This window comes from Paractinoplanes rhizophilus, from assembly GCF_042664765.1.
GTDB classification, from domain to species: domain Bacteria; phylum Actinomycetota; class Actinomycetes; order Mycobacteriales; family Micromonosporaceae; genus Actinoplanes; species Actinoplanes rhizophilus.
On the sequence record NZ_JBHTBJ010000004.1, the window covers coordinates 1 to 25,589 of the forward strand.

Genomic DNA, 25,589 nt, shown 5'->3' on the forward strand with positions numbered 1-25,589 from the left:
GCGGCGCGGCGGGGTGGCGCGGTGCGGTGCGGCGGCGCGGCGCGGTGGCGGCGTGGCGCGGTGCGGTGCGGTGGCGCGGTGCGGCGCGGTGGTGCGGCCCGGTGGCAGCGTGGCGCGATGCGATGCGGTGCGGTGGCGCGGTGCGGGGCGGTGGCGCGGTCCGGTGGCGCGGTGCGGTGCGGGGCAGGTGCCGGGGGCGGCGGAGCGAAGTGGTGGCGCGGACGGCGGGAGGCGCATCCCCGTACCCGAATGAAGGTTTGGGCTTCTGATCGTTATTTGTCGCCATATGATCGGCGAATGCACGTCCGTATGGGGGTTCTGGCGGCGCTGTGCCTGATGCTGCTCGGAGCCTGCGCCACGCCCGGCGGTGTGGATGGCGATCTCACCAACGGGTGGGCGGCGATGGGGCCGGCCCGCGGGTTCGAGCCGACGGCCGGGACCTGTCACTCGTCGAATTTCAGTGCGGTGGGCGCGCGCAGCACCTACGAGGAGATCGACTGCGGGCTGCGGCATCGCACGGAGACGGCTTATGTCGGCACCTACGCGGCGCCGGCGGCGGATGCCGACGAACCGCCCGTCGACGGGTCGGCGGGGGCCAAGGCCGCCTATCGGACCTGCGATGAGAAGACGACCACCTACCTGGGCGGGGCGTGGCGCACGGCGCGGGTCTGGATCGGCGTCACCCATCCGACCAAGGCGGCCTGGGGTGGCGGGGCGCGCTGGTTTCGGTGCGAGGTGCTCGAGCTCAGCTCGGTCGAGGACGACGGCGCGCTGGTGCAGCGGGTCGGCACCCTGCGGAACGCGCTCGCGGACGGCTCCTCCGGGCTGCTGCTGAGCTGCTATGCGGTGGCGATGGACAGCTCAGGGGCGATCGCGAGCATGCCGGGCGTCGCCTGCTCGGCCCGGCACAACGCCGAGTTCGTCGGGATCTGGTACGCCAAGGATCTCGCCTACCCCCGGGACGACAAGGCGTGGCGGGCCTTCCACGACGGGTGCCGCTCGCTGGTCGCGGCCTACGTCGCGGTCCCGGACGACAAAGACCTTCAATACCGTACGGGTGTGATCTCGCTGCCCGGCAACGACGACGTCTGGCAGTTGGGCGACTACGGCGTGCGTTGCTACCTCTGGCTGGACGGGACCGACCTGACCGCGACGCTCAAGGGCCGGGGGGGCAAGAGCCTGCCCATCCAATACCGGTAAAGCTCACCTCGAGAACAAGTAACGCCCACCACTGAGAGGCCGCCCGGGCGTGACTCGCGGCGCGTCGGCGGAGTCTACTGAGCAGATGTCAATTCTGGCCGATCTTCCGGGCCTGCCGCGCCGGCTCGCCGCCGCCGTTCCGGGCTGGAGCGAGACCACCGATGTGCTGGTCGTGGGCTCCGGCGTCGCGGGGCTGACCGCCGCGCTGCACCTGCGCGAGCAGGGCCTGCACGTCACGGTGGTCACCAAGGTGAACATCGACGACGGCTCCACCCGATGGGCGCAGGGCGGGATCGCCGCCGTGCTCGACCCGCTCGACACCCCGGCCGCGCACGCCAACGACACCGAGATCGCCGGGGTCGGGCTCTGCGACCCGGCCGCGGTGCGCGTGCTGGTCCAGGAGGGGCCGGCCCGGGTACGCGAGCTGATGCGGATCGGCGCCGAGTTCGACCGGCACCCGGACGGCACGCTGATGCTGACCCGCGAGGGTGGCCACCGCGCCCATCGGATCGTGCACGCCGGCGGCGACGCGACCGGCGCCGAGGTGCAGCGGGCCCTGCACGAGGCGGTCCGCCGCGACCCCTGGATCCGGCTGGTCGAGCACGCGCTCGTGCTCGACCTGCTGCGCAGCGCCGACGGGCGGGCCTGCGGGCTCACCCTGCACGTGCTCGGCGAGGGCGCCGAGGACGGCGTGGGCGCGATCCTGGCCCGCGCGGTGGTGCTGGCCACCGGCGGGATGGGCCAGATCTATTCGTCGACCACGAATCCGTCGGTCTCCACCGGCGACGGCGTCGCGCTCGCCATGCGGGCCGGCGCGACCGTCACCGACGTCGAGTTCGTGCAGTTCCACCCCACCTCGTTCATGAGCGCCGCGGTCACCTCGGTGCAGCGGCCGCTGATCTCCGAGGCGCTGCGCGGCGAGGGCGCCCACCTGGTCGACGAGGCCGGCAAGCGGTTCATGGTCGGCCAGCACGAGCTCGCCGAGCTGGCTCCGCGCGACGTGGTGGCCAAGGGCATCCACCGGGTGCTGCTCGCCACCGGCGCCGACCACGTCTACCTGGACGCCCGCCACCTGGGCGCCGAGTTCCTCGAGCACCGCTTCCCGACGATCGTGGCGTCCACCCGGGCGGCCGGCGTCGACCCGGCCACCGACCTGATCCCGGTGGCCCCGGCCGCGCATTACGCCTCCGGCGGGGTCCGCACCGACCTGAACGGCCGCACCACGATCCCGGGCCTGTACGCGTGCGGCGAGGTCGCCTGCACCGGCGTGCACGGCGCCAACCGGCTGGCCAGCAACTCGCTGCTGGAGGGCCTGGTCTTCGCCCAGCGGATCGCCGCCGACATCGCCCGTGACCTGCCGCCGCAGGCCGATCCCGCGGATGCGGAGGACGGGCCGGCGTGGGTGGCCGACCCGGCGATCCGGGGCGAGGTGCAGCGCGCCATGACGCGGGGCGCGGGCGTGCTGCGCTCGGCCGCGTCGCTGGCCGGGGCGGCGACGGAGCTGACCCGCCTGGCCGGGCGGCGCACCACCCCGCGCAACGCGGCGTGGGAGGCGACGAACCTGCTGACGGTGGCCGGCGCGCTGGTGGCGTCGGCGAGCACCCGCCGCGAGACCCGGGGCTGCCATTGGCGGGAGGACCACCCGGTGGCCGAGGACGAGTGGCGCGGTCACCTGCTCAACGGCTTGTCCGGCACGGGCGGGCTGACCCAGATCTTCGAGGAGATGCCGTGAGTCTTGATCTCGATGAGGTTCGCCGCATCGTCTATACCGCGCTCGGCGAGGACCTGGGCGACCCGCCGCGCGACGTGACCAGCGAGGCCACCATCCCGGCCGAGCAGGTGGACACCGCCGAGCTGGTGGCGCGGGCGGACGGCGTGGTGGCCGGCCTGCCGGTGGCGCTGGAGGTCTTCGCCGCCACCTCCGGCGGCACGGCGACCTTCGAGCTCCGGGTGGCGGAAGGCGATCGGGTACGCCGGGGCGACGTGCTCGCCGTGGTCACCGGCCCGACCCGGGCGCTGCTGACAGCCGAGCGCACCGCGCTGAACCTGCTGTGCCGGATGTCCGGGGTGGCCACGCACACCCGCCAGTGGGCCGACGCCCTCGCGGACACCAAGGTCACCGTGCTGGACACCCGTAAGACCACTCCGGGCCTGCGCCATCTGGAGAAATACGCGGTCCGGACCGGCGGCGGCACCAACAAGCGGATGGGCCTCTACGACGTCGCCATGATCAAGGACAACCACAAGCTGGCGGCGGGCAGCATCACCGCCGCCTATCGGCTGGTGCGGGCGAAGTTCCCGGACGTGCCGGTGCAGGTCGAGGTGACCACGCCGGCCGAGGCGCGGGAGGTGGTCGAGGCGGGCGCGGACTTCCTGCTCTGCGACAACATGTCGCCGGCCGTGCTTACCGAGGTGGTGGCGGCGGTCGGCGACCGGGCCCAGCTGGAGGCGACCGGCAACCTCACGCTGGCGAGCGTCGAGGCGTACGCGGCGACGGGCGTCGACTACCTCTCGGTGGGTGGGCTGACGCACTCGTCGCCGATCCTGGACATCGCGATGGATCTACGGGCGCGCTGACCCAGGGAGGGCGATCCGGGTACGGCCTGCGACCATGGAACCCAGCCTGCGCCGACGCCGGCCGAAAAGGCGGGGACGGTCGCTGTTGCGGTTGTCGGAGTCGCTTCCTCGTACGATATGAGGCCCTTGATGCTGCTTTGTATTGACATCGGCAATACGAATACCGTTCTCGCCACGTTCGACGGCGACAAGCTGGTGCACAACTGGCGGGTCAAGACCGACGCCCGCAACACCGCCGACGAGCTCGGGCTGATGTTCCGCGGCCTGCTCGCCGGCGACACCGTGGAGATCACCGGGGTGGCCGCCTGCTCGACCGTGCCGGCCGCCCTGCGCAGCCTGCGCACGATGCTCGGCCGCTACTACGGCGACCTGCCCAACGTGATCGTCGAGCCGGGTGTGAAGACCGGGGTGCAGCTGGCCATCGACAACCCCAAGGAGGTCGGCGCCGACCGGGTGGTCAACACGCTCGCCGCGCACGCCCTCTACGGCGGACCGTCGATCGTGGTCGACTTCGGCACCACCACCAACTTCGATGTGATCAGCGCGAAAGGCGAGTTCCTGGGCGGGGCGTTCGCGCCGGGCATCGAGATCTCGTTCGACGCGCTCGCCGCCCGGGCCGCCCAGCTGCGCAAGGTCGAGCCGGCCCAGCCCCGCTCGGTGATCGGCAAGAACACCGTCGAGTGCCTGCAATCGGGCATGTACTACGGCTTCGCCGGCCAGGTCGACCGCATCGTCGAGCGGATGATCGAGGAGATCGGGCCGGTCAAGGCCGTGATCGCCACCGGCGGGCTGGCCGGGCTGGTGAAGGACGAGTGCCGCACGCTGACCGCGCACGAGCCGATGATCACGCTCATCGGGCTGCGGATGGTATATGAGCGGAACCTCTGAGAGCCGCTGAGTACGCTTTATTTTTCCTTCCCCGTTTCACAGAGAGTCGTGCCGTGACCGAGCAGAATGTGCCGCCCACCGACGCCACCGAGGATCTTCCGGAGCAGATGAAGGTTCGCCGGGCGAAGCGCGAGCGGTTCCTCGCCGAGGGCGTCCCGCCGTACCCGGTCAACCTGCCCCGCACCGCGACCCTGAAGGAGATCCGCGAGAAGTACGCGGAGCTGCCGACCGACACCGCCAGCGGCGACACCGTCTCGATCACCGGCCGGGTGATCTTCATCCGCAACGGCGGCAAGCTCTGCTTCGCCACCCTGCGCGACGGCGACGGCACCGAGCTGCAGGCCATGCTGTCGCTCGACAAGGTGGGCGAGAAGGCCCTGACCGACTGGAAGCACCTGATCGACCTGGGCGACCTGGTCGGCGTCACCGGCGAGGTGATCACCAGCCGGCGGGGCGAGCTGTCCGTGCTCGCCGACTCGTGGGCGATCAGCGCCAAGGCGCTGCGCCCGCTGCCGGTGGCCCACAAGCCGCTCTCCGAGGAGACGCGGATCCGTCAGCGGTACGTCGACCTGATCGTGCGCCCGCAGGCGCGCGAGGTGATCCGTGCCCGGGCCACCGTGGTGCGGAGCCTGCGCGACTCGCTGTTCCGGCGCAATTTCATCGAGGTCGAAACGCCAATGTTGCAGTTGCAGCACGGCGGCGCGGCGGCCCGCCCGTTTGTGACGCACAGCAACGCGCTCGATACGGATCTCTATCTGCGGATCGCGCCGGAACTGTTTTTGAAGCGGGCCGTGGTCGGCGGCATCGAGCGGGTCTTCGAGATCAACCGGAACTTCCGCAATGAGGGTATGGACTCGAGCCACTCGCCCGAGTTCGCGATGCTCGAGGCGTACCAGGCGTACGCCGACTACAACGTCATGCAGCAGCAGGCTCAGGAGTGGATTCAGGAAGCCGCGTTCGCGATCAGTGGATCACACATCGTGACGCACTACGACGGCAGCGAGTGGGACTTCGGCGGTCAGTGGCCGGCGGTGACGCTGTTCGGTTCGCTCTCCGAGGCGCTCGGCGAAGAAGTCACGGTGATGACCGATCGGGCGCAACTCGAGCGGTACGCGGAAAAGCATGACCTTTCCGTCGACCCGAAGTGGGGCAACGGCAAGCTCGCCGAGGAGCTGTTCGAGCACCTGGTCGCGCACCAGCTGCGGCGGCCCACATTTGTACGGGATTATCCGGAAGAGACCGCCCCGTTGACCCGCGCCCACCGGGAAACTCCGGGCCTCACCGAGAAGTGGGACCTGTACGTCAACGGTTTCGAGCTGGCGACCGCGTATTCCGAGTTGGTGGACCCGGTGGTGCAGCGCGAACGGCTCGTCGCGCAGTCGCTGCTGGCGGCCGGCGGCGATCCCGAGGCCATGCGGCTGGACGAGGATTTCCTGCGCGCCATGGAGTACGGAATGCCGCCGACCGGCGGGATGGGAATGGGAATCGACCGGCTGTTGATGGCGCTGACCGGCCTCGGCATTCGGGAAACGATCCTGTTCCCGTTGGTCCGGCCCGAGTGAGCCTTTTTGAACGTGGCCGGGGCCTCCTTCCCGCCACCGATCAACGGCCCGGCGGTCTCCGGCCCGTCGCCAGCTTGAAAAAGGTTCACCAATATTCGACCCGCCATTGACGGATACTGCCGCCCTGGCGTTATTGTCTTGACCGTTGCGGGAGAACCTGCGTTCGGGAGGATAGCGGCGCGTGGCCAAGCAGATCATTCACAAACTGGTCGATGACCTCGACGGCGGTGACGCCGAGGAGACCGTCAAGTTCGCGCTCGACGGCATTCAGTACGAGATCGACCTCTCGGAGAAGAACGCCGCTAAATTGCGGGACGTGTTCGCCCCCTACGTGGGGGCCGGGTCGAAGGTGGCCCGCGGCGGTGTGGTCGTGGGGGGCCGGGCCGCACGTGGCCGCGGAGGGGCTACCGCCGACCGCGAGCAGAACAAGGCGATCCGGGAGTGGGCGAAGAAGAACGGCAAGGACATCTCCGACCGGGGTCGCATCCCCCAGGAGATCGTCGACGAGTTCCACTCGAAGGGCCCGGGCAGAGCCTGAGCTGGCTGGCTGCGCTTCGCTCCGCATCGCGGTCGGGGGTGGCAGGGGTGTGAGCAGGGGGCCGTTGCGCTGTGCGCGGCGGCCCTCAGCTTTTTACGCGGTCGGTGCGTAAGGTCCGTAGAGTTATCCACAGGTGTGGACGAAGTTGTCCACAGCCTGTGGATGCACGTCCGACGGCGATTTCGCTGTCCGCGTACTCATTCGGGTGGGGGAACAGCCGCTGAGCGTGCGAAGTTGGCTAAATCAACGTTGCGGTCGGTCTCGCCGGGCCACGAGGGCCCAGCAGAACCGCCGGGCGGCGATAGAGTTACTGCACGGGCATCACCGATGCCCGTGCGCTGGCCCCGCCAGCTGTTGAGACAGGCTCAGCATTGGCGCACGGCACGTGAGGAGCACGAGGGCATGTTCGAGCGGTTCACCGACCGAGCGCGACGGGTTGTCGTCCTGGCCCAAGAAGAGGCCCGGATGCTCAACCACAACTACATCGGGACCGAGCACATCCTGCTCGGCCTGATCCACGAGGGCGAGGGTGTCGCCGCCAAGGCTCTCGAGAGCCTTGGCATCTCGTTGGAGGGCGTCCGGCAACAGGTCGAAGAGATCATCGGCCAGGGCCAGCAGGCGCCGAGCGGGCACATCCCGTTCACGCCGCGGGCCAAAAAGGTGCTGGAGCTTTCGCTGCGCGAAGCTTTGCAGCTGGGCCACAACTACATCGGCACGGAGCACATCCTGCTCGGGCTGATCCGTGAGGGCGAGGGCGTCGCCGCCCAGGTGCTGGTCAAGCTCGGCGCCGACCTCAACCGGGTTCGCCAGCAGGTCATCCAGCTGCTCTCGGGCTACCAGGGCAAGGAGCCGGCCGCGGCCGGCGCCGCGGCGGGCGAGGCCGCGCCGTCCACGTCGCTGGTGCTCGACCAGTTCGGACGCAACCTGACGCAGGCCGCCCGCGAGGGCAAGCTCGACCCGGTCATCGGCCGGGAAAAGGAAATCGAGCGGGTCATGCAGGTGCTCTCGCGCCGCACCAAGAACAACCCGGTGCTCATCGGTGAGCCCGGTGTCGGCAAGACCGCCGTCGTCGAGGGTCTGGCTCAGTCCATCATCAAGGGCGAGGTGCCCGAGACGCTCAAGGACAAGCAGCTGTACACGCTCGACCTGGGCGCGCTGGTCGCCGGTTCCCGCTACCGCGGTGACTTCGAGGAGCGCCTCAAGAAGGTGCTCAAGGAGATCCGCACCCGCGGCGACATCATCCTGTTCATCGACGAGATCCACACCCTGGTGGGTGCGGGCGCGGCCGAGGGCGCGATCGACGCGGCCAGCATCCTCAAGCCGATGCTTGCCCGTGGCGAGCTGCAGACCATCGGCGCGACCACGCTTGACGAGTACCGCAAGCACCTGGAGAAGGACGCCGCTCTCGAGCGCCGCTTCCAGCCGATCCAGGTCGGCGAGCCGTCGCTGGCACACACCATCGAGATCCTCAAGGGCCTCCGCGACCGGTACGAGGCGCACCACCGGATCAGCATCACCGACGCCGCCCTGGTGGCCGCGGCGACGCTGGCCGACCGGTACATCTCGGACCGCTTCCTGCCGGACAAGGCGATCGACCTGATCGACGAGGCCGGCGCCCGGATGCGCATCCGCCGGATGACCGCGCCGCCGGACCTGCGCGACTTCGACGAGCGCATCGCCCAGGTGCGTCGCGACAAGGAGTCCGCGATCGACGCGCAGGACTTCGAGCGCGCCGCCCAGCTGCGCGACAAGGAGAAGCAGCTGCTCGGCCAGAAGGCCCAGCGGGAGAAGGAGTGGAAGGCCGGCGACCTCGACGTCGTGTCCGAGGTCGACGACGAGCAGATCGCCGAGGTCCTCGGCAACTGGACCGGCATCCCGGTGTACAAGCTCACCGAGGAGGAGACGACCCGTCTGCTCCGCATGGAGGACGAGCTGCACAAGCGGGTCATCGGCCAGGAGGACGCGGTCAAGGCCGTCTCCAAGGCGATCCGCCGCACCCGGGCCGGTCTGAAGGACCCGAAGCGCCCGTCCGGCTCGTTCATCTTCGCCGGCCCGTCCGGCGTCGGTAAGACCGAGCTCTCCAAGGCGCTGGCCGAGTTCCTCTTCGGCTCCGAGGACGCCCTGATCCAGCTGGACATGTCCGAGTTCCACGACCGGTACACGGTGTCCCGCCTCGTCGGTGCCCCTCCCGGCTACGTCGGTTACGACGAGGGCGGCCAGCTGACCGAGAAGGTGCGCCGCAAGCCGTTCTCCGTGGTCCTCTTCGACGAGATCGAGAAGGCCCACCCGGACGTCTTCAACACGCTCCTGCAGATCCTTGAGGACGGCCGCCTGACCGACGGTCAGGGCCGGATCGTGGACTTCAAGAACACGGTCATCATCCTCACCACCAACCTCGGCACCCGCGACGTGGCCAAGGCGGTCTCCCTGGGCTTCCAGGCCTCGGAGGACACCGAGAGCAACTACGACCGGATGAAGATCAAGGTCAACGACGAGCTGAAGCAGCACTTCCGCCCGGAGTTCCTGAACCGTATCGATGACACCATCGTGTTCCACCAGCTCCGCCAGGACGAGATCCTGCAGATCGTCGACATCTTCGTCGCGCGGATCGAGGCTCAGCTCCGCAACAAGGACATGGGCCTCGAGCTGACCGACAACGCGAAGAAGTACCTGGCGAACAAGGGGTTCGACCCGGTGCTGGGCGCGCGGCCGCTGCGCCGCACGATCCAGCGCGACCTGGAGGACTCGCTGTCCGAGCAGATCCTCTTCAACGAGCTGCGCCCCGGCCAGATCGTGCTGGTGGACTGCGAGGGCGACCCGGCTCTCATCGAGAAGTCGAAGCTGACCTTCCGCGGCGCCGACCGGGGTGTCCAGGTTCCGGACGCGGTGCCGGCCGACCTGGGCGCCGCTTCCACCGAGGAGTAAAGGGTTCGATCACGAAAACGGCCCGGCCGCGGTGAACGCGGCCGGGCCGTTTCGTTGTCAGCTCAGCCGGAACGTCGTCGGCTCGGGCGCGACCGTGATCGTGCCGTGGCCGGCGTGCAGGTAGCCGCCGCCCTCCGCCTCGATCGTGACGCCATGCCGGTTCCAGCTCCGGCGGAAGGCCGTGGGGGTCGGATCCAGCCGCACCGCCGGGCCGTCGATGCGGACATGAAGGTCGGGACGGTCGACCGATCGGATCACCTCGGTCCCGCCGTCGTGCGCCTCGAAGCGGAACTGCGTCGCCGCGAGATCCCGCGGCGCTCGCGCGATCACGAGCACGCCGGCGTCGTCGTGCCGCACGAAGTCGTGGCGGCCGGGGGAGAGCCGGACGATCGGGCCGCCGTCGCCCACCGGCACCCCGAACAGCGGCGTCCCGTCCGGGTGCCAGTACAGCTTCTGCACCCGGGCGTGCCGGTTCGGGTCGTAGAGCGGGTCGCCGGTGATGTCCCGGTAGTCGCGGGCGTGGAAGACCAGCACGTCGGTCACCCCGTCCTCGGCCACCGTGAACGAGTTGTGCCCCGGGCCGTAGCGGGCGGTCTCCGGAGACGTCACGAAGATCGGGTCGGCGGTCTTCACCCACGAGTCCCGGTCCAGCAGGTCGGCGTTCGCGGACGCGGTGAGCAGCCCCATGCAGTAGCGGGCGTCGGTGGCGCTGGCCGAGAAGGTCAGGAACACCCGGCCGTTGCGGACCAGCACCGCCGGGCCCTCGTTGACCCGGTAGCCCTGGATCTCCCAGCTCCGGGTGGGCGTGGTGATCCGGGTCGGCTTCGTCGCCAGCGACCACGGCGTGGCCATCCGGGCGATGTACAGGCTGGTGTTGACGGCGATCTCCGGCTCGCTCTGCGCCCACACCAGGTAGCGGCGCCCGCGGTGGGCGAACGTCGTCGAGTCCAGCGTGAAGCCGTCCCATTCGGTCAGCAACTGACCGCGCAGGGTCCAGCCGGCCGGGTCGAGCGGGTCGGCCAGCGGCGACTCCAGGATGTACGTGCGGATCCGGAACACGTCGTCGGAGTCGCCGGCCGCGAAGTACACGTACCAGCGGCCGTCGATGCGGTGCAGCTCGGGCGCCCAGATGTGGCCGGCCATCTGGCCGCTCGCCGGGCGCCGCCAGATCACCGTCTCCGGCGCCGAGGTCAGCCCGGCCAGCGTCGGCGCACCGCGCAGCGCGATCCGGTCGTACTCGGGAACCGACCCGGTGAAGTAGTACATCCCGGCCGTGCGCGGCGTGATGAAGGGGTCGGCCCGCTGGCTGACCAGCGGCTGAACGGTCGGGACACCGTAGATCTGCCGGTGTTGACCAGACAGCCTCCCGGGAACCGCACGAACCCCGGGTGCAGCGCCGCGATCTTCTCCGCAAGATCTTTTCTAAGACCGTGATTTTTGTACGTCCGGCGCGGGGTCAACGAGACCATGTCCAGCCGGGACGAACCATCCGTTCCGACCGTGAGCCGGCCGGCGTCGCTGGTGGCCGTCGCCCGCATCGAGCCGGTGTACTTCGCCCAGGTGTCCGACGTGACTTTCGTACGGAGCGGTGCGACCAGCGCGGTTCCGTCGGCGGCGTGCAGGCTCACGGTCAGCGTCGCGCCCCGATCCGCGCGGGCCCACACCGAGAAGTCGTAGATCTCCCCGGATTTCGTGGCGATTCCGCCGTATCCGGTGTTGGTCAGCTCGGCGGCGCCGGTCGTCCGCAGATACGTGCGGTTGCGCTCGTTGAGCCGCGCGTCGTCGTCCACAGTGGCGGCCGTGCCGGTCGCGGTCCAGCCGTGAGTCCGGTGTAGGAGCTGTTGTCGACCGGCAGGAACTCGAAGGAGCGGTTGCGGACCAGCTCGGCGTAGAGGCCGCCGTCGGCCGCGAAGTTGATGTCCTCGAAGAACACGCCGTACATCTGGTCGCCGATCGCGGCGGCCCGCTGCCGCGGATGCAGCGTGATCGTGTAGTCGGGCTCGGCCGCGGCGGCGGCCGGCGGCGCCACCGCGAGCGGCAGCGTTACCAGCGCCGCCGCCGCGCCGACGAGTCGGTTCCGAAGTCGGGGCATGACGGGGTCCCTCCCGAGATGTCCTTGTGCACGGCAACATCGTTTACTCGGCGCCGACCACCCGAGGTGCCCGCGCCATCGGTATGACTGCCTGCTGAAGGCGGCCTCAAGTGCTCGGAACTCCTTGACGTCCATCTATGTGAACGTTCACCCTAGCCGTACCACCCCGGTAATGTCAGCGGCGAGAGGGAGTTCGATGTCGTTTCGTAGGAAAGCGCTTGCCAGCATGGTTGCCCTGGTGACCGCCGGTGCCGTAGCCGTCGGCGTAGGCCGGGCCGACGCGGCCACCTATCCCAACCCGGGCACCGTCACCGGAAGCATCAACGTGCACGACCCGGGCATCGTGAAGAAGCCCGAGGGCACGTACCTGATCGCCCACACCGGCGACAACATCACGCTCAAGACCTCGACCGACCGCACGGCCTTCCGCGAGGCCGGCCAGGCCTTCCCCGGCGGCGCGTCCTGGACCACGTCCTACACCGCCGGCAGCAGGAACCTCTGGGCGCCCGACATCTCCTACCACAACGGCAAATACTTCATGTATTACTCGGCGTCCACGTTCGGTTCCAACCACTCCGCGATCTTCCTGGCCACCAGCACCAGCGGCGCGTCCGGAAGCTGGAGCAACCAGGGCCTGGTGATCGAGTCGAGGACCAGCGACAACTTCAACGCCATCGACCCGAACCTCTTCGTGGACCCATCCGGCCGCTGGTGGCTCAGCTTCGGCTCGTTCTGGTCGGGGATCAAGCAGGTGCAGCTCAACGCGACCACCGGCAAGCGGCTCGACGGCACCATCCGCTCCCTGGCCGGCCGCGGCGGCGGCGCCATCGAGGCGCCGTTCCTGTTCCGCCACGGTTCGTACTACTACCTGTTCGTCTCGTTCGACCTCTGCTGCCGCGGCGCCGGAAGCACCTACCGCATCATGGTCGGCCGCTCCACCAGCCCCACCGGCCCGTTCGTGGACAAGAACGGCATCGCCATGACCAGCGGCGGCGGCTCGGAGATCCTGGCCGGCCACGGCAGCATCCACGGCCCCGGCGGCCAATCGGTCTTCACCGACGTCGACGCCGACGTGCTCGTCTACCACTACTACGCGGACAACGGCGCCGCCCGCCTGGGCATCAACCTGCTGGCCTACGACTCCGCGGGCTGGCCGTACGTGTACTGAGCGCCGCTTGTGGACGGCCGAGGTTTCTTGTCATACCCGGATGCTCTGATCGTCCCCACCCCACCGGGTGGGGGCGGTCCGTGGCGCGTCGCCGGCCAGCACGAAATTTTCCGCGCCCAGCGGCTCGACCAGGCCGTCCTCGACCAGGCCGGCCAACGCCCGGGCCCGCTGCACATCGTCCGGCCACACCACGTCGAGCCGCTGCCGGGGCACCGGTCCGTGAGCGTGCCGCAGCACCTCCAGCAGCAGCCCTCGCACCTGCCGATCGGTCCCGGCATACCGCTGCGGCTTGCGGCTGGGCCCCTCCGGCAGCTTCTCGCCGGTGGCCCGCCAGGCGCAGGCCGTCTCGAACGGGCACACGGTGCAGCGCGGCGCCCGGGCCGTGCAGACGATCGCCCCGATCTCCATGAACGCGATGCTGGCCCGGGCGGCCAGCGCCTCGTCGGCGGGCAGCAGGTCCTCCACCGCCACGAGATCGGCCGCGGTCGTGCTCGCCCCGGCGTCCGGCTTGCCCTCGACGGCCCGGCTGACGACCCGCCGCACGTTGGTGTCGACCACCGGGTGCCGCTGCCCGTACGCGAAAGTCGCCACCGCCCGGCCCGTGTACGTCCCCACCCCCGGCAGCGCCAACAGCTGCTCCAGGTCGTCCGGGACCCGCCCGCCGTGCCTCTCCACGATCGCCACCGCGCACGCGTGCAGCCGCATCGCCCGTCGCGGATATCCCAGCCGGCCCCACATCCGGATCGCCTCGGACGGCGGCTCGGCGGCGAGGTCGGCGGGCGTGGGCCAGCGTGTCATCCAAGATCGCCACGCGGGCTCGACCCGGACCACCGGAGTCTGCTGCAGCATCACCTCACTGACCAGCACCCCCCAGGCGGTGGTCGTCGGCTCGCGCCAGGGCAGATCACGAGCGTTCCGGTCGAACCAGGCGATGGCATCATCCGCGAAAGTCATGGCAGGACTTACTGTAGGCGGGTGCAAGAGCTAGCCATCACCGTCATCGGCCCGGACCGTACGGGCATCGTCGCCGACGTGGCCGAGGCGCTCGCCGGCGTCGGCGCCAACCTCACCGATTCGACGATGACCCGCCTGCGCGGCCACTTCGCCATGACCCTGATCTGCACCGGCCCGAGCGCCGAGGCCGCCGCGGCCTCGTTGCGGCCGCTGGCCGGGGTGACCACGTCGGTGCGCCCGGTCGAGGCCGAGACGAACCCGGCCGACCGGGGCGAGCCGTGGGTGGTGAGCGTGCACGGCGCCGACCGGCTCGGCATCGTCGCCGCGGTGACCCGGGTGGTGGCGGCCGAGGGCGGCAACATCACCGACCTGAGCACCCGGCTGGTCGGCACGCTGTACGTGCTGATCGCCGAGGTCGACCTGCCCGCGGGGAAGGCCGATCAGCTCGCCGAGCGGCTCGCGGTGGCCGGCGCCGAGCTGGGCATCGACGTGACGCTTCGCCAGGCCGACACGGAGATTCTGTGAAGTCTCCGGATCTGCCCGAGGGCCGGGTCCTCCCGGTCGTCACCGCACCCGCCGCCGTGCTGAGCGCGGCCGGCGAGGAGGTCGACCCCACCGAGCCCTCGATCGTGCAACTCGCCGCCGATCTGATCGCGACGATGAAGGTGTCGCCCGGCTGCGTCGGCCTGGCCGCGCCTCAGGTGGGCGTGGGCGTCCAGGTCTTCGCCGTGGACGTGGTCGGGCATCCCAAGGCGGCCACCACCCACGGCACCTTCGTCCTCTGCAACGCGAAGATCGTCGAGGCCAGCCGGTGGAAGGCGGGGCGGGAGGGTTGCATGTCGGTTCCCGACCTCACCGGGGACGTGAAGCGCGCCGGCCGCGTCGTCGTCGAGGCCGTCGTCCCGGGCACCGGCGAGCCGGTCACCATCACCACCGACGCGTTCGAGGCGCGCGCCCTGCAACACGAGATCGACCACTGCGCCGGCCGGCTCTTCCTCGATCGGGTGGCCGGGGCGCACGCCATCTATCAGCGAAAGGTCTATCTCTAACGGTTGGTAAGGCGAGTCGGTGTCGCGTACCCGGCGCGTCGCGACCGCTGCCGGGGGTGTCCGGGTTTACCGTGGCCCCATCATGAGAGCGACGGTTGGTCCCCTTCCACCCGCCGTCTACTGGCGGCGTCGTGCGGTCGTGCTTGGAGCTGTCCTGCTCGGCATCATCGTGCTGTTCGTTTCCTGCTCCGGCGGCGACAAGGACGACCAGCACGGCAAGGGTGCGTCGTCGCCGCAATCGCAGCTGCCCACCCCGGCGCCGGGCGATTCGGCGTCACCGTCCACCGAGCCGTCGTTCCTCGACGGCGTGCCCGGCGGCAATCAGCCGTCGCTGCCGGCCCTCGGCGATCTGGAATCGCCGACGGCGGGAGACGACGACGGCGGGGCGCCGGCCACCACCCCCACGACGGCCGCTCCCGGGCAGAACACCAACGTCACGGCGGCCGCCGACGGCTCCTGCGCCGACAACGAGATGTCGGTCGCGCCCAGCGTGGCCACCACGAGCATGAAGCGCGGGGCGTCGCTCCAGATCACGCTCACCGTGAAGAACGTCAGCACCAGGTCGTGCAGCCGCGACGTCGGCGCCGGGCCGCAGGAGCTCTATCTCGACCAGGGCGCCCGCAAGTACTGGTCGTCCGACACGTGCAGCACCAACAAGGGCAGCGACGTGCGGCAGTTCGCGCCGGGGGAGGGCCGCCCGTACAAGGTGACCTGGAACGGCCGGCAGTCCAGCAGCTGCGCCGGGAACCAGGCGTCCGGCCCGAACCCGCCGCCGGGACAGTACGAGCTGCGCGCCCGGCTGGGGACGATCGTGAGCCAGCCCGTCGTCATCACCATCGCTGCCTGAGTGGTCGCCGCGCTCGAGCTGTACCTCGACGTCGACGCCACCCGGCGGATCCGCACGCTGTGGGGAGCGCTGGAGGCGGAGGGCATCCCGTCCATGGCGTCGCTCATGGAGTCGCGCCATCGGCCGCACGTTTCCCTCGCGGCGGCCCGGCGGCTCGCGCCCGACGCCGTCGCCGAAGCGCTGACCGGGTTTGCGGTGGGCCGCGGCTTGACGCTCGACCTGGATTTCGCCGGGCAGTTCGTGGGGCGGGTGCTCTGGCTCGGCGCGGTACCCACGGCCGAGCTGTTGGAGCACCATCGCGAGGTGCATGCGCGGCTCGTCCAGGCCGGCATCGAGGTGTGGGATCTCTACCAGCCGGGCCGGTGGGTGCCGCACTGCACCATCTCGCTGCGGGTGCCCAACCCGATGATGGGCGCGGCCGTCCGGCGGTGCCTGGAATTCCTGCCGATCCGGGCCACGGTGGTGGGCGCAGCGGTCACCGACCACGCGAACGACATCTCGCTGGCGCTCTGAGACGTGCCACCGGCCCTCGATTGGCCGTTTCCCGGCGGTCCGGCTGCCGCGAGAGTGTCGGTGGTGAGCGACTACCGGCTGAGCGAAGACCCCACCGACCTCGACATGGACAGCGTCGTGCGCTGGATCAGCCTCGACGCGTACTGGGCGAAGGGCCGCACCCGTGAGGTGATCGAGCGCTCGTTCGCCAACTCGTTCCCGGTCGGGATCTACGCCGCCGACGGGCAGCAGGCGGCGGTGGCACGGATCGTCTCCGACCGCGCGACCTTCACCTGGCTGTGCGATGTCTACGTCGACCCGGCCCACCGTGGCCGTGGCCTCGGCACCATGCTCGCCACCTGGGCCGTCGACTGGGCCGAGCGCCACGGCATCAAGCGGATCACGCTGGCGACGCTGGACGCCCACGGCGTGTACGCGAAGGTCGGCTTCGTGCCGATCGCCCACCCGGAGCGGTGGATGGAGATCGACAAACGGCCCGCGTTCGGTTAGGCACCGGGCCTGCCGGGCACGAGGGCGCGGGCTGACCGCCGTCAAACCCTAGACGTAACGCTCCAGAATGGACGCCTCCGCCAGGCGGGACAAACCCTCGCGGACGCCGCGGGCGCGCGCGTCGCCGACGCCGTCGACCGCCTGCAGATCCTCCACTGTGGCGCCCAGCAGGCGCTGGAGGCTGCCGAAGTGGTCGACCAGTCGGTCGACGATGGGCTGGGGCAGGCGCGGCACCTTGGCCAGCAGGCGGAAGCCGCGTGGGGAGACCGCGGCGTCGAGAGCGTCGGAGGCGCCCGGATAGCCGATCGCCTTGGCCACGGCCACCAGGTCGATCATCTCGGTGGCGGAGAGCAGGTCGAGCTCGACCAGCGCCTCGTCGAGCGTGCGGGCCTTGCGGCCGGTCGGCAGGTAGTCGCGGATCACCAGGGTGCGGTCGGCATCGACGCCGGCCATCAGCTCGTCGAGCTGCAGGGCCAGCAGGCGCCCGTCGGTGCCCAGCTCGACCACGTACCCGGAGATCTCGTCGGCGATGCGGCGGACCATCTCGAGGCGCTGGACCACGGCCACGGCGTCGCGGACGGTGACCAGGTCTTCGATCTCGAGGGCCGACAGGGTGCCGGAGACCTCGTCGAGGCGCAGCTTGTATCGCTCGAGGGTGGCCAGCGCCTGGTTGGCCCGGGAGAGGATGGCCGCCGAGTCGTCGAGGACGTGCCGCTGACCATTCACATACAGCCCGATGATGCGCATCGACTGGCTCACCGAGATGACCGGGAAGCCGCTCTGCTTGGCCACCCGCTCGGCGGTGCGGTGGCGGGTGCCGGACTCCTCGGACGGGATGCTCGGGTCGGGCATCAGGTGGACGGCGGCCCGGACGATGCGGGTGCCGTCGCTGGAGAGGACCACGGCGCCGTCCATCTTGCACAGCTCGCGCAGGCGGGTGGCGGAGAACTCGACATCGAGCGGGAAGCCGCCGGTGCAGATGCTCTCGACGACCGGATCATGGCCGAGGACGATCAGCGCGCCGGTGCGGCCGCGGAGGATGCGCTCCAGACCGTCGCGCAGGGCGGTGCCGGGGGCCATCAGGGCCAGATTGGCGCGCAGCGGGTCGGCGCTCACGCCGCCGCCCGCGAGACCCGCGGTTGACGTTGTCGCTGCGGCGCGCGCCGAACCGTTGACCCCGGGCCGTGGCGTCGGGGTGGTGGCGGCGGGCTTGGAACCATCGCGGTCGAGCGGCACCTGTACATTCTACGGACTGTCATCCAGGCTGCCGACCCGTGGTGCGATGAATGCTCCGTAGCGTGATGAAACATCACGCTGGGTCACCGGCTGCCGTGCTCGGCCGAGGCCCGGGCGGCGGTCTGCAATGCGGAGCGTAGGTCGGCGACCTCGGTGACCCGCATGCCCTTGGGCGGGGCGCCCTCGGGGGTGCCGCCCGGCGGGACCAGCGCCTCGCGAAACCCGAGCCGGGCCGCCTCGGCCAGCCGGCGGCCGACCGCGCCGACCCGGCGGATCTCGCCGGTCAGGCCGACCTCGCCGATCGCGACCAGGTGGGGCGCCATCGCCAGATCGAGGCCGCCGGAGGCGACGGCCAGCGCCATCGCGAGGTCGGCGCTCGGCTCGATCAGCCGGATGCCGCCGACGGTGGCGGCGAAGACCTCGCGGTTGTAGAGCTTGAGCTGCTTGGTGCGGCGCTCGAGCACGGCCAGCACCATCGCGAGGCGAGCGCTGTCGAGACCCGAGACGGTGCGCCGCGGCGAGCCCTGCACCTCGGCCCCGATCAGGGCCTGCACCTCGGTGACCAGCGCCCGGCGACCCTCCATGGCCACCGTGGCACAGGTGCCGGGGACGGGCTCGGCATAGCGGGTGAGGAACAGGCCGGACGGGTCGGGCAGGCTGGCGATGCCGCCCTCGTGCATCTCGAAGCAGCCCACCTCGTCGGCGGCGCCGAAGCGGTTCTTGACCCCGCGCACCAGGCGCAGCGACGAGTGCTTGTCGCCCTCGAAGTGGAGCACGACGTCGACCAGGTGCTCGAGGACGCGCGGGCCGGCGACCTGACCGTCCTTGGTGACGTGACCGACCAGGACGGTGGCGATGCCGCGCTCCTTGGCCACCCCGACCAGCGCGGCGGTGACGGCGCGGACCTGGGTGACGCCGCCGGGCACGCCCTCGGTGCCGGGGGCCGAGATGGTCTGCACCGAGTCGAGCACCAGCAAACCGGGCTTGACCGCGTCGAGGTGGCCGAGGACGGCGCTCAGGTCGCTCTCGGAGGCCAGGAACAGGTTGTCGTGCAGGGCATCCATCCGCTCGGCGCGCAGCCGGACCTGGCTGACCGACTCCTCACCGCTGACCACGAGGGACGGCGTGCCGGCGCCGGCGGCCCACTGCTGGGCCACGTCGAGCAGCAGTGTGGACTTGCCCACACCGGGCTCGCCCGCCAGCAGGACGACCGCGCCGGGGACGAGGCCGCCGCCGAGCACCCGGTCGAGCTCGCTGACGTTGGTCGGCACCGCCTTGGCCGGGGCGGCGCTGATCGTGGCGATCGGGCGGGCCGGCTCGGCCGGCATCCGCGAGCTGACCACCCGGCCCGCGCCGAGCGGGCTGGAGGTGGACTCGATCACCGAGCCCCACTCGCCGCACTCGGGGCACCGGCCGAGCCATTTCGGCGGCTGGTGCCCGCAGGCGTCGCAGACGAAGGCGGGTCGGGCGGCCTTGGCGGCCTTGGTGGTCGTCACCCGGACAAGTTAGCCGGAGGGTACGACAACTTACTCGGACTCGGTGTTCTCGTCGGTGTTGCCGGGCGCGCGCGAGGCCGGCGAGGTCGGGATCTGGAACGGCGCCAGCACGTCGAGCGCCTCGCCGTCGTTGGCCTGGACGGTCAGGGCCAGCGAGTAACCGGGCTTGAGGTCGTTGGTCAGGCCGACGGCCACCAGGTTCTTACCGGTGCCGGGGTTGAAGATCTGCGTGCCCAGCGGCGGGATGGTGAACTTGGCCGGCTCCAAAGCCGGAGCGGACGGCGGGGCAGCGGACGGCGACGGCTCCGCGGAGGGCGCGAGCGCGCCCACGCCGACCTGCTGCGCCGAGACGATGCCCGGCGTGACGTCGGTCTGGGGACGGCTGCTGATCGTCACCGTCATCGGCTGCTCGGTCTGGTTGAACAGGCTGACCTGCAGCGGCGCGGTGCCGTTGGCCGGGTAGCCCGCGGGGCTGTTGTAGGCCACCTGGAGGTTGCGGATCAGCAGGGTGCCGTCGGGGCTCTGCGTGTTGAGGCCCGAGGTCGGCGCCTTGAGAAGAGCTGTCTCGGCGACCTGTCCGGCCGAGCAGCCGGCCAGCGCGATCACGGCGGCCATCGCGGCACCCGCGGCCAGTGCGACGCGGCGGGTTCCCAGCGAGCGCATCACGATCCTCCAAGAAAAGACACCAAAGACTCGGCGGAGCCTACGGCTCAGCGTAGAGGGCGGTGATCCGGCGCGTGCGCCGACCCGTCCATTCACACCACCCGGCCACTGAAGATCAGCAACAGGACGTCGATCAGGGCCACCACGATCACCGCGCGGAACATGGCCACCCGGCGTCCCGTGGCGCGCCGCTGCGCGTACCAGCCAAGGGGAAGAACCACGATGGCGGCCGCACCGGCCGCCCAGCCCGGCCACGACGGCCGCCCCGCGGGCCCGACGACCAGCGTGAGCGTCGCGCCCAGCAGGAGCAGCGCGGCGGCGACGGTGGAGCCGGTGGCGCCGAGGCGATGCGGCAGCCCGCGCACCCCGGTGGCCGCGTCGTCCTCGAGATCGGGCAGCACGTTGGCGAAGTGCGCGCCGCCGCCGAGCAGCGCGCCCGCCGTGACCAGCCAGGCCGGCGGCGCGGGATGGCCGGGCAGCGCGCTCACCACGAACGCCGGGAGCAGGCCGAACGCGATCAGATAGGGGACCACCGAGAACACCGTGGACTTCAGCGGCCAGTCGTAGGAGAGCGCGACGAGGCTCGCCACCGTCAGAATCACCGCCGGTCGGAGACCGAACGGCGCGGCGAGCACGGGCACGGCCAGCGTCGCGATCAGACCGGCGATGCCGACCGTACGCCGGGAGACCGCGCCCGCCGCGATCGGCTTGTCCGGCCGGCCGGCCTGCCGATCGCGCGACGCGTCGAGCCAGTCGTTGACCCACCCCACCGACAGCTGGGTCGCCGCCACGGCGAGGAAGATCCCGGCGATCGCCCAGCCGCGATGGCCCACCCCGGCGGCGAGCAGCGTCATGGCCACCGTGACCGCCAGCCCGGGCTCCGGATGAGATGCCTTGATCACACCTAGCGCTCGGGCCATGCGGCCAGTGTGGTGCATGTGCCGGATGCGTGCCACGCTCGATCACATGCGGTCGATGCCCCGTAACGATCCGCGTCAGTACGACGAGCTGGCCGACCAGTGGTGGCGGCCGGGTGGCGGCTTCGAGCTGCTGCATTGGCTCGCCGCGGCGCGGGCCGAGCTGATCCCGCCGGCCGGCCGCGACGGCGCGGTGCTCGTCGACGCGGGCTGCGGCGGCGGCCTGCTCGCCCCGCACCTGGCCGGCAAGGGATATCGGCACGTCGGTGTCGACCTGCGCCGGCACGGGCTGCGGATGGCCGCCGGGCACGGGCTGCAGGCGGTCAACGGCGACGTGACCGCGCTGCCGATCGCGACCGGCGCCGCCGACGTGGTGGCGGCCGGGGAGATCCTCGAGCACGTCACCGACCTGCCGGGGACGGTGGCCGAGCTGTCCCGGGTGCTGCGGCCGGGCGGGCTGATCGTGCTCGACACGGTCAACGACAACCCGCTCAGCCGGTTCATCACGGTCACCGCGGGCGAGTGGCTGGGCTTCGCCCCGCCGGGGCTGCACGATCCGTCGCTGTTCGTGCGCCCGCGCCGGCTGATCACGGAGTTCGCCCGCCATGGCGTACGCCTGGAGGTTCGCGGCGCCCGGCCGACGCTGACCGGCTTGTTCCGCTGGCGGGTCCTGCGAAGCGAGCGCACCCGCGGCCGGATCGTGCCGTCGGGGCTGACGACGGTGCTCTACCAGGGCACCGGACGCAAGGAGAGGGAGCGCTCATGATCGACGAAGCCCGCCGGCTGGCGCCACGATTCGCGGCGCGGGCGGCCGTACACGACCGGGACGGTGCCTTCCCCGCCGACGACTTCGCCGATCTGCGCGAGGCGGGCTTCTTCGGGCTGATGGCCCCGGCCCGGCTGGGCGGGGCGGGCGCCGGCTTCGCGGACTACGCGGCGGTCGCGTACGAGCTGGCCCGGGGCAACGGCGCGACCGCCTTGATCTTCAACATGCACGCGTCGGTCACCGGCGCGCTCAGCGGGGTCACCGACGAGCTGGCCGAGGCGCTGGGCCTGCCGCCGTCGGCGTTGGCGGCGCGCGACGACCATCTGCGGGCGGCGGCCGGGGGAGCCTGGTACGCGGTGGCGATGAGCGAGCGCGGCGCCGGGTCGAGGCTGTCGCAGATGTCCACCTCTTATCGGGCGGTCGACGGCGGCTACCGGATCGAGGGGGCCAAGACGTTCTGCTCGGGGGCCGGCAACGCGGACGCGTACCTGGTGGCGGCCCGCAGCGCCGAGGAGCCCGACAAGGTGTCGCAATTCCTGGTGCCGGCCGGGGAAGGTTTACGGGTCGAGAAGACGTGGGATGCCCTCGGCATGCGCGCCACCGCCTCGCACGACCTGCACGTCGACGTGACGGTGCCGGCCGGGGCGCTGCTCGGCGGGGTGGAAGGGCTGGCCCTGGTCGTCGCCCAGCTTGCGCCGCACTGGATGGTGGCCAGCTATGCGGCCGTCTACGTGGGCGTGGCCCGGGCCGCGGTGGACGCCGCGATCGAGCACGTCAACGAGCGCAAGCTGGCGCACCTGCCGGCCATCCGGGCCCGGATCGGCCGGGCCGACGCGGCGGTGGCGGCGGCGCACCTGGCGGTCATGGAGGCAGCCCGGCGGGTGGACAGCGCGCCCGGCGACGCCGAGACCAACCGGTGGGTGTGGCGGGCCAAGCTGCTGGCCGGCACGACCGCGGCCGAGGTGGCGGCGTCGATGCTGGAGGCGGCCGGCACGTCCGCGATGCGCCGGGGCCACCCGCTCGAGCGGCTGTACCGCGACGCGCGGGCGGGCTCGCTGCAGCCGGCCACCAGCGACGTCTGCGCCGACTGGCTCGGCGTGGACGCGCTCGGCGGCGATCCCGACTCGGAGGGGTTCGCCCCCCGATGGTGAGCCAAGCGACGATCGCCGGGGTGGGTGTGGCGCTGCCGCCCGCCGTGCGGCAGGAGGAGGTCTGGTCGGGCTACTTCGCCCGCCAGCACAGCGGGGCGCGCCGCGTCCTGGCCGAACGGATCTTCGCGAACTCCGGGGTCCGCACCCGGCAGGCGGCGGTGAGCCCGCTGCTCGAGGACGTCTCGGACTGGTCGACCGAGCGCCGGATGCGCCGCTACCAGGTCGAAGCGGTGCCGCTGGGCAAGGAGGCGGCGTCGCGGGCGCTGACCGACGCGGGCCTGACGGCCGACGAGATCGGCCTGTTCGCCGTCTGCTCGTGCACCGGCTACGCGACGCCGGGGCTGGACATCCTGCTGGCCCGCGACCTGGGCATGGCGGCGGACGTGCGGCGGCTCTTCGTGGGCCACATGGGCTGCTACGCGGCGTTGCCGGCGCTCGGCACGGCGGCCGATTTCGTGCTGGCCCAGGGCCGTCCGGCGCTGCTGCTCTGCGCCGAGCTGACCAGCCTGCACCTGCAGCCGCCCGGCGTCCGGGCGGACATCCAGCAGATCGTCTCGCACGCGCTCTTCTCGGACGCGGCGGCCGCCGTCGTGGTCACTCCGGGCGACAAAACCCGTTTCGGGTACGCCGTCCGTGAGGTCGCCGCGGTCACCGACAGCACGACCGCCGACCACATGACGTGGCAGGTCACCGATCTCGGCTTCCGGATGGGGCTGTCGCCGCGGGTGCCGGCGGTGCTCGCCGTGCACGTCCGGGCGCTGGTGGTGGACCTGCTGGCCCGGCACGGTCTGGAGATCGGCGACGTGGACGGCTGGGCGGTCCATCCGGGCGGCCCCAAGATCCTCGACGTGGTGCGGGACGAGCTCGGGCTGGACGAGGCGGCGATCGCTCCGTCGCGTGAGGTGCTGGCGACGTACGGAAACTGCTCGTCACCCACCGTGTTGCTGGTGCTCGACGCTCTGCGCCGCCGTGCGGCGCCCCCGCGCCGCGTCCTGATGCTGGCCTTCGGGCCGGGACTCACGCTCTACGGAACGCTGCTCGAGACCTCTACAGTCACAGCGTGATGGGCGATCGCGCGCGAGGTGCGGTGTTGTACGGCTGCGCCGCCGTGCTGCTCGCGGGCGGCGCCACCTGGTGGGTGTGGGCGGCCCCGCGGGACGCGGCCGTGGACCCGACCATCGAGCGGTGGCGGCAGACCGCGATGCGGTTGCTGCCGGATCAGCCGGAGCAGGACGACGCCGACATGCTGGCACTGGCGCCCGAGACCGACCATCAGGTGCTGGCCAAGGTCGACGGCGGGAACTACCGGGTGTCGGTGGTCTGCGTGGGCGGCGCCCGCAGCCAGGTCCGGGTCAGCCTCGGCGAGGCCGGCACCGACTCGGGACACGGGCTGGACTGCGCGGACGGCGCCGTGCGCGACCGCTTCGACGTGGCGACGTCGGGCCGGCTGCGGATGTTCGTCTCGGTCAACGACGCGGGGCCGGTGGTCTTCCGATACACCCTGCTGCGGCGCGGCGACTAGCTCGCGGCGCGGCTCGGGAACGGGCTACAGGCGGGCCAGGTCGGGGCGGATCGCGTCGACCGAGGCCAGGCGCGGGAAGGTGCGGACGACAGCGCCGCTCTTGTCGACCAGCAGGGCGGCGGCGGTGCCGTCGGCCTTGTTGACCTTGAGCTCGGTGCGAGCGCTGCCGCTCGGATCCTGCAGCACCCGCACCGTCTTGCCCTGGGCCTGCGGGGTCGCGCCGGTGGGCGGGGTGCCGGCCTGGGCCGGGGCGCCGGTCGTGCCGGCGACGGTCACCACGGCGATCTCGGGGCGGATGGCGGCGATCGTGTCGGACACCAGACCCGCGCAGTCGCAGCCGTCGATCAGCAGGATCACGGCGGGTAGTTGCCCGCGCAGCGGCACGGTCTGCCCGTCCGGCCCGATCAGCTCGAGCGCGGGCAGCGTGTCGAGGTGGTCCTCGGTGGTGCTGGCCGTCCGCTGGGTCACCGGCTGGCGCGGCGGCCCGGGCCAGGCCGAGGCGAACAGGCTGGCCACCGTGACCAGCACGGCCATCGAAATGATCAAAACCGGGGCGCGCACCGCGGCGGTGGTGACCTTGCGGAGCCGGCGCATGGCGGGGCGGTTGGCGAAGCGGCGCCAGCGGGTCGGCTCGGCGGCCAGGCGCAGTTCGGCGCGGACGGCGTCGACCTCGTCGGAGAGCTCGGACAGATCGTCGGGGATGACGATGACGCCCCACTCCTCGGGGAGGTCAGGCAGGTCATCGGAGGATCCGCCGTCGTGCGTCCATCCACCGTTGTCGCTGGGCCCAGCCATAACTCACCCTCCCCCCTGGCCGACCAGGAATCTTCGGTCGGGGACCTGAAGTCCAGCCTTCCTCAACCTTCGTCGCACCGCCAGTAGTGCGCGCTTCCGGACCTTAGCGATAAGCTTGACCTCACAAACGCCATAGGTGCGAAATATCCGACTCGCTGGGCAAAGCGGTCACGCTTTCGTCACATTCCGTTACCGAGGCAGCTCCCGGCGCTCGTGTCAAGCCGTAGAAGCGCCCATCACA

Annotated in this window: 26 protein-coding genes; 17 read left to right on the plus strand and 9 right to left on the minus strand. The window is 71.2% G+C overall.

Features of this window, described 5'->3' with window-relative positions; all coding sequences use genetic code 11:
- The first annotated feature begins 297 nt into the window (after positions 1-297).
- The 7 genes from ACFQS1_RS07455 (at position 298) to ACFQS1_RS07485 (ending at position 9,690) form a co-directional block, all read left to right on the plus strand.
- Positions 298-1,200, plus strand: a complete 903-nt coding sequence (locus ACFQS1_RS07455; RefSeq protein WP_378965433.1) for a septum formation family protein — start codon at positions 298-300, stop codon at positions 1,198-1,200.
- Positions 1,201-1,285: 85 nt separating this feature from the next.
- Positions 1,286-2,932 (plus strand): L-aspartate oxidase, encoded by a 1,647-nt coding sequence (locus tag ACFQS1_RS07460; protein ID WP_378965434.1) that lies wholly within the window; start codon positions 1,286-1,288, stop codon positions 2,930-2,932.
- Positions 2,929-3,777 carry a carboxylating nicotinate-nucleotide diphosphorylase gene (nadC, locus tag ACFQS1_RS07465; RefSeq protein ID WP_378965436.1) on the plus strand — a complete coding sequence of 283 codons (849 nt, stop codon included), beginning with the start codon at positions 2,929-2,931 and terminating at the stop codon, positions 3,775-3,777. The genes ACFQS1_RS07460 and nadC overlap by 4 nt, the downstream gene beginning before the upstream one ends.
- Before the next feature lie 129 nt (positions 3,778-3,906).
- Positions 3,907-4,665 (plus strand): type III pantothenate kinase, encoded by a 759-nt coding sequence (locus ACFQS1_RS07470; RefSeq protein ID WP_378965437.1) that lies wholly within the window; start codon positions 3,907-3,909, stop codon positions 4,663-4,665.
- Between the two features lie 53 nt (positions 4,666-4,718).
- The gene (gene lysS, locus ACFQS1_RS07475) at positions 4,719-6,227 is read left to right on the plus strand and encodes a lysine--tRNA ligase (protein ID WP_378965438.1); all 1,509 of its coding nucleotides are present in this window, start codon (positions 4,719-4,721) and stop codon (positions 6,225-6,227) included.
- A gap of 181 nt (positions 6,228-6,408) precedes the next feature.
- A complete protein-coding gene (locus ACFQS1_RS07480) occupies positions 6,409-6,765 on the plus strand; it encodes a histone-like nucleoid-structuring protein Lsr2 (protein ID WP_378965439.1) in 357 nt (118 codons plus the stop codon).
- Between the two features lie 402 nt (positions 6,766-7,167).
- Positions 7,168-9,690, plus strand: a complete 2,523-nt coding sequence (locus ACFQS1_RS07485; protein ID WP_378965440.1) for an ATP-dependent Clp protease ATP-binding subunit — start codon at positions 7,168-7,170, stop codon at positions 9,688-9,690.
- A gap of 57 nt (positions 9,691-9,747) precedes the next feature.
- Here the strand turns inward: ACFQS1_RS07485 and ACFQS1_RS07490 are convergent, their stop codons facing one another.
- The 3 genes from ACFQS1_RS07490 to ACFQS1_RS07500 are packed head-to-tail and all read right to left on the minus strand — an operon-like array spanning position 9,748 to position 11,782.
- The gene (locus tag ACFQS1_RS07490; protein WP_378965441.1) at positions 9,748-10,956 is read right to left on the minus strand and encodes a family 43 glycosylhydrolase; all 1,209 of its coding nucleotides are present in this window, start codon (positions 10,954-10,956) and stop codon (positions 9,748-9,750) included.
- Positions 10,881-11,480, minus strand: coding sequence for a carbohydrate binding domain-containing protein (locus ACFQS1_RS07495; RefSeq protein WP_378965442.1), 600 nt, complete (start codon positions 11,478-11,480; stop codon positions 10,881-10,883). Before ACFQS1_RS07495 ends, ACFQS1_RS07490 begins: the two co-directional genes overlap by 76 nt.
- Complete coding sequence (locus ACFQS1_RS07500) at positions 11,411-11,782, minus strand: hypothetical protein (protein ID WP_378965443.1); 372 nt, start codon at positions 11,780-11,782, stop codon at positions 11,411-11,413. Before ACFQS1_RS07500 ends, ACFQS1_RS07495 begins: the two co-directional genes overlap by 70 nt.
- 238 nt (positions 11,783-12,020) lie before the next feature.
- On the opposite strand from ACFQS1_RS07500, the gene ACFQS1_RS07505 reads away from it, so the two are divergent.
- Positions 12,021-12,950 (plus strand): arabinan endo-1,5-alpha-L-arabinosidase, encoded by a 930-nt coding sequence (locus tag ACFQS1_RS07505; protein WP_378965444.1) that lies wholly within the window; start codon positions 12,021-12,023, stop codon positions 12,948-12,950.
- A 30-nt stretch (positions 12,951-12,980) separates the two neighbouring features.
- On the opposite strand, the gene ACFQS1_RS07510 is transcribed toward ACFQS1_RS07505, so the two are convergent.
- Positions 12,981-13,904 (minus strand): HhH-GPD family protein, encoded by a 924-nt coding sequence (locus ACFQS1_RS07510; RefSeq protein ID WP_378965445.1) that lies wholly within the window; start codon positions 13,902-13,904, stop codon positions 12,981-12,983.
- A gap of 21 nt (positions 13,905-13,925) precedes the next feature.
- Here ACFQS1_RS07510 and ACFQS1_RS07515 point away from each other — a divergent pair, with 21 nt between their 5' ends.
- The 5 genes from ACFQS1_RS07515 (at position 13,926) to ACFQS1_RS07535 (ending at position 16,802) form a co-directional block, all read left to right on the plus strand.
- Positions 13,926-14,429 (plus strand): glycine cleavage system transcriptional repressor, encoded by a 504-nt coding sequence (locus ACFQS1_RS07515; protein ID WP_378965446.1) that lies wholly within the window; start codon positions 13,926-13,928, stop codon positions 14,427-14,429.
- On the plus strand, positions 14,426-14,953 hold the full coding sequence (gene def / locus ACFQS1_RS07520; protein WP_378965447.1) for a peptide deformylase: 528 nt from the start codon (positions 14,426-14,428) through the stop codon (positions 14,951-14,953). Before ACFQS1_RS07515 ends, def begins: the two co-directional genes overlap by 4 nt.
- A gap of 139 nt (positions 14,954-15,092) precedes the next feature.
- On the plus strand, positions 15,093-15,800 hold the full coding sequence (locus ACFQS1_RS07525) for an adhesin (RefSeq protein ID WP_378965448.1): 708 nt from the start codon (positions 15,093-15,095) through the stop codon (positions 15,798-15,800).
- Positions 15,801-16,313: a 2'-5' RNA ligase family protein gene (locus ACFQS1_RS07530; protein ID WP_378965449.1), complete on the plus strand. Its 513-nt coding sequence runs from the start codon at positions 15,801-15,803 to the stop codon at positions 16,311-16,313.
- Positions 16,314-16,418: 105 nt separating this feature from the next.
- The gene (locus ACFQS1_RS07535) at positions 16,419-16,802 is read left to right on the plus strand and encodes a GNAT family N-acetyltransferase (protein ID WP_378965762.1); all 384 of its coding nucleotides are present in this window, start codon (positions 16,419-16,421) and stop codon (positions 16,800-16,802) included.
- Between the two features lie 48 nt (positions 16,803-16,850).
- On the opposite strand, the gene disA is transcribed toward ACFQS1_RS07535, so the two are convergent.
- From disA to ACFQS1_RS07555, 4 genes are all read right to left on the minus strand, one after another.
- Positions 16,851-18,038 carry a DNA integrity scanning diadenylate cyclase DisA gene (gene disA / locus ACFQS1_RS07540; protein ID WP_378965450.1) on the minus strand — a complete coding sequence of 396 codons (1,188 nt, stop codon included), beginning with the start codon at positions 18,036-18,038 and terminating at the stop codon, positions 16,851-16,853.
- Between the two features lie 83 nt (positions 18,039-18,121).
- A complete protein-coding gene (radA, locus tag ACFQS1_RS07545; protein WP_378965452.1) occupies positions 18,122-19,534 on the minus strand; it encodes a DNA repair protein RadA in 1,413 nt (470 codons plus the stop codon).
- 30 nt (positions 19,535-19,564) lie between these two features.
- Positions 19,565-20,197 (minus strand): hypothetical protein, encoded by a 633-nt coding sequence (locus tag ACFQS1_RS07550; protein ID WP_378965453.1) that lies wholly within the window; start codon positions 20,195-20,197, stop codon positions 19,565-19,567.
- Positions 20,198-20,289: 92 nt separating this feature from the next.
- Complete coding sequence (locus ACFQS1_RS07555; protein WP_378965454.1) at positions 20,290-21,117, minus strand: UbiA family prenyltransferase; 828 nt, start codon at positions 21,115-21,117, stop codon at positions 20,290-20,292.
- A gap of 46 nt (positions 21,118-21,163) precedes the next feature.
- On the opposite strand from ACFQS1_RS07555, the gene ACFQS1_RS07560 reads away from it, so the two are divergent.
- From ACFQS1_RS07560 to ACFQS1_RS07575, 4 genes are read left to right on the plus strand one after another with little or no spacing between them, the layout of a single operon-like run.
- Positions 21,164-21,880, plus strand: a complete 717-nt coding sequence (locus tag ACFQS1_RS07560; RefSeq protein ID WP_378965455.1) for a methyltransferase domain-containing protein — start codon at positions 21,164-21,166, stop codon at positions 21,878-21,880.
- Positions 21,877-23,031, plus strand: a complete 1,155-nt coding sequence (locus ACFQS1_RS07565; protein WP_378965456.1) for an acyl-CoA dehydrogenase family protein — start codon at positions 21,877-21,879, stop codon at positions 23,029-23,031. The genes ACFQS1_RS07560 and ACFQS1_RS07565 overlap by 4 nt, the downstream gene beginning before the upstream one ends.
- Positions 23,025-24,095, plus strand: coding sequence for a type III polyketide synthase (locus ACFQS1_RS07570; protein ID WP_378965458.1), 1,071 nt, complete (start codon positions 23,025-23,027; stop codon positions 24,093-24,095). The genes ACFQS1_RS07565 and ACFQS1_RS07570 overlap by 7 nt, the downstream gene beginning before the upstream one ends.
- Positions 24,095-24,553 carry a DUF6023 family protein gene (locus tag ACFQS1_RS07575; RefSeq protein WP_378965763.1) on the plus strand — a complete coding sequence of 153 codons (459 nt, stop codon included), beginning with the start codon at positions 24,095-24,097 and terminating at the stop codon, positions 24,551-24,553. Before ACFQS1_RS07570 ends, ACFQS1_RS07575 begins: the two co-directional genes overlap by 1 nt.
- Before the next feature lie 24 nt (positions 24,554-24,577).
- Here the strand turns inward: ACFQS1_RS07575 and ACFQS1_RS07580 are convergent, their stop codons facing one another.
- The gene (locus ACFQS1_RS07580) at positions 24,578-25,348 is read right to left on the minus strand and encodes a hypothetical protein (protein WP_378965459.1); all 771 of its coding nucleotides are present in this window, start codon (positions 25,346-25,348) and stop codon (positions 24,578-24,580) included.
- Positions 25,349-25,589 lie beyond the last annotated feature (241 nt).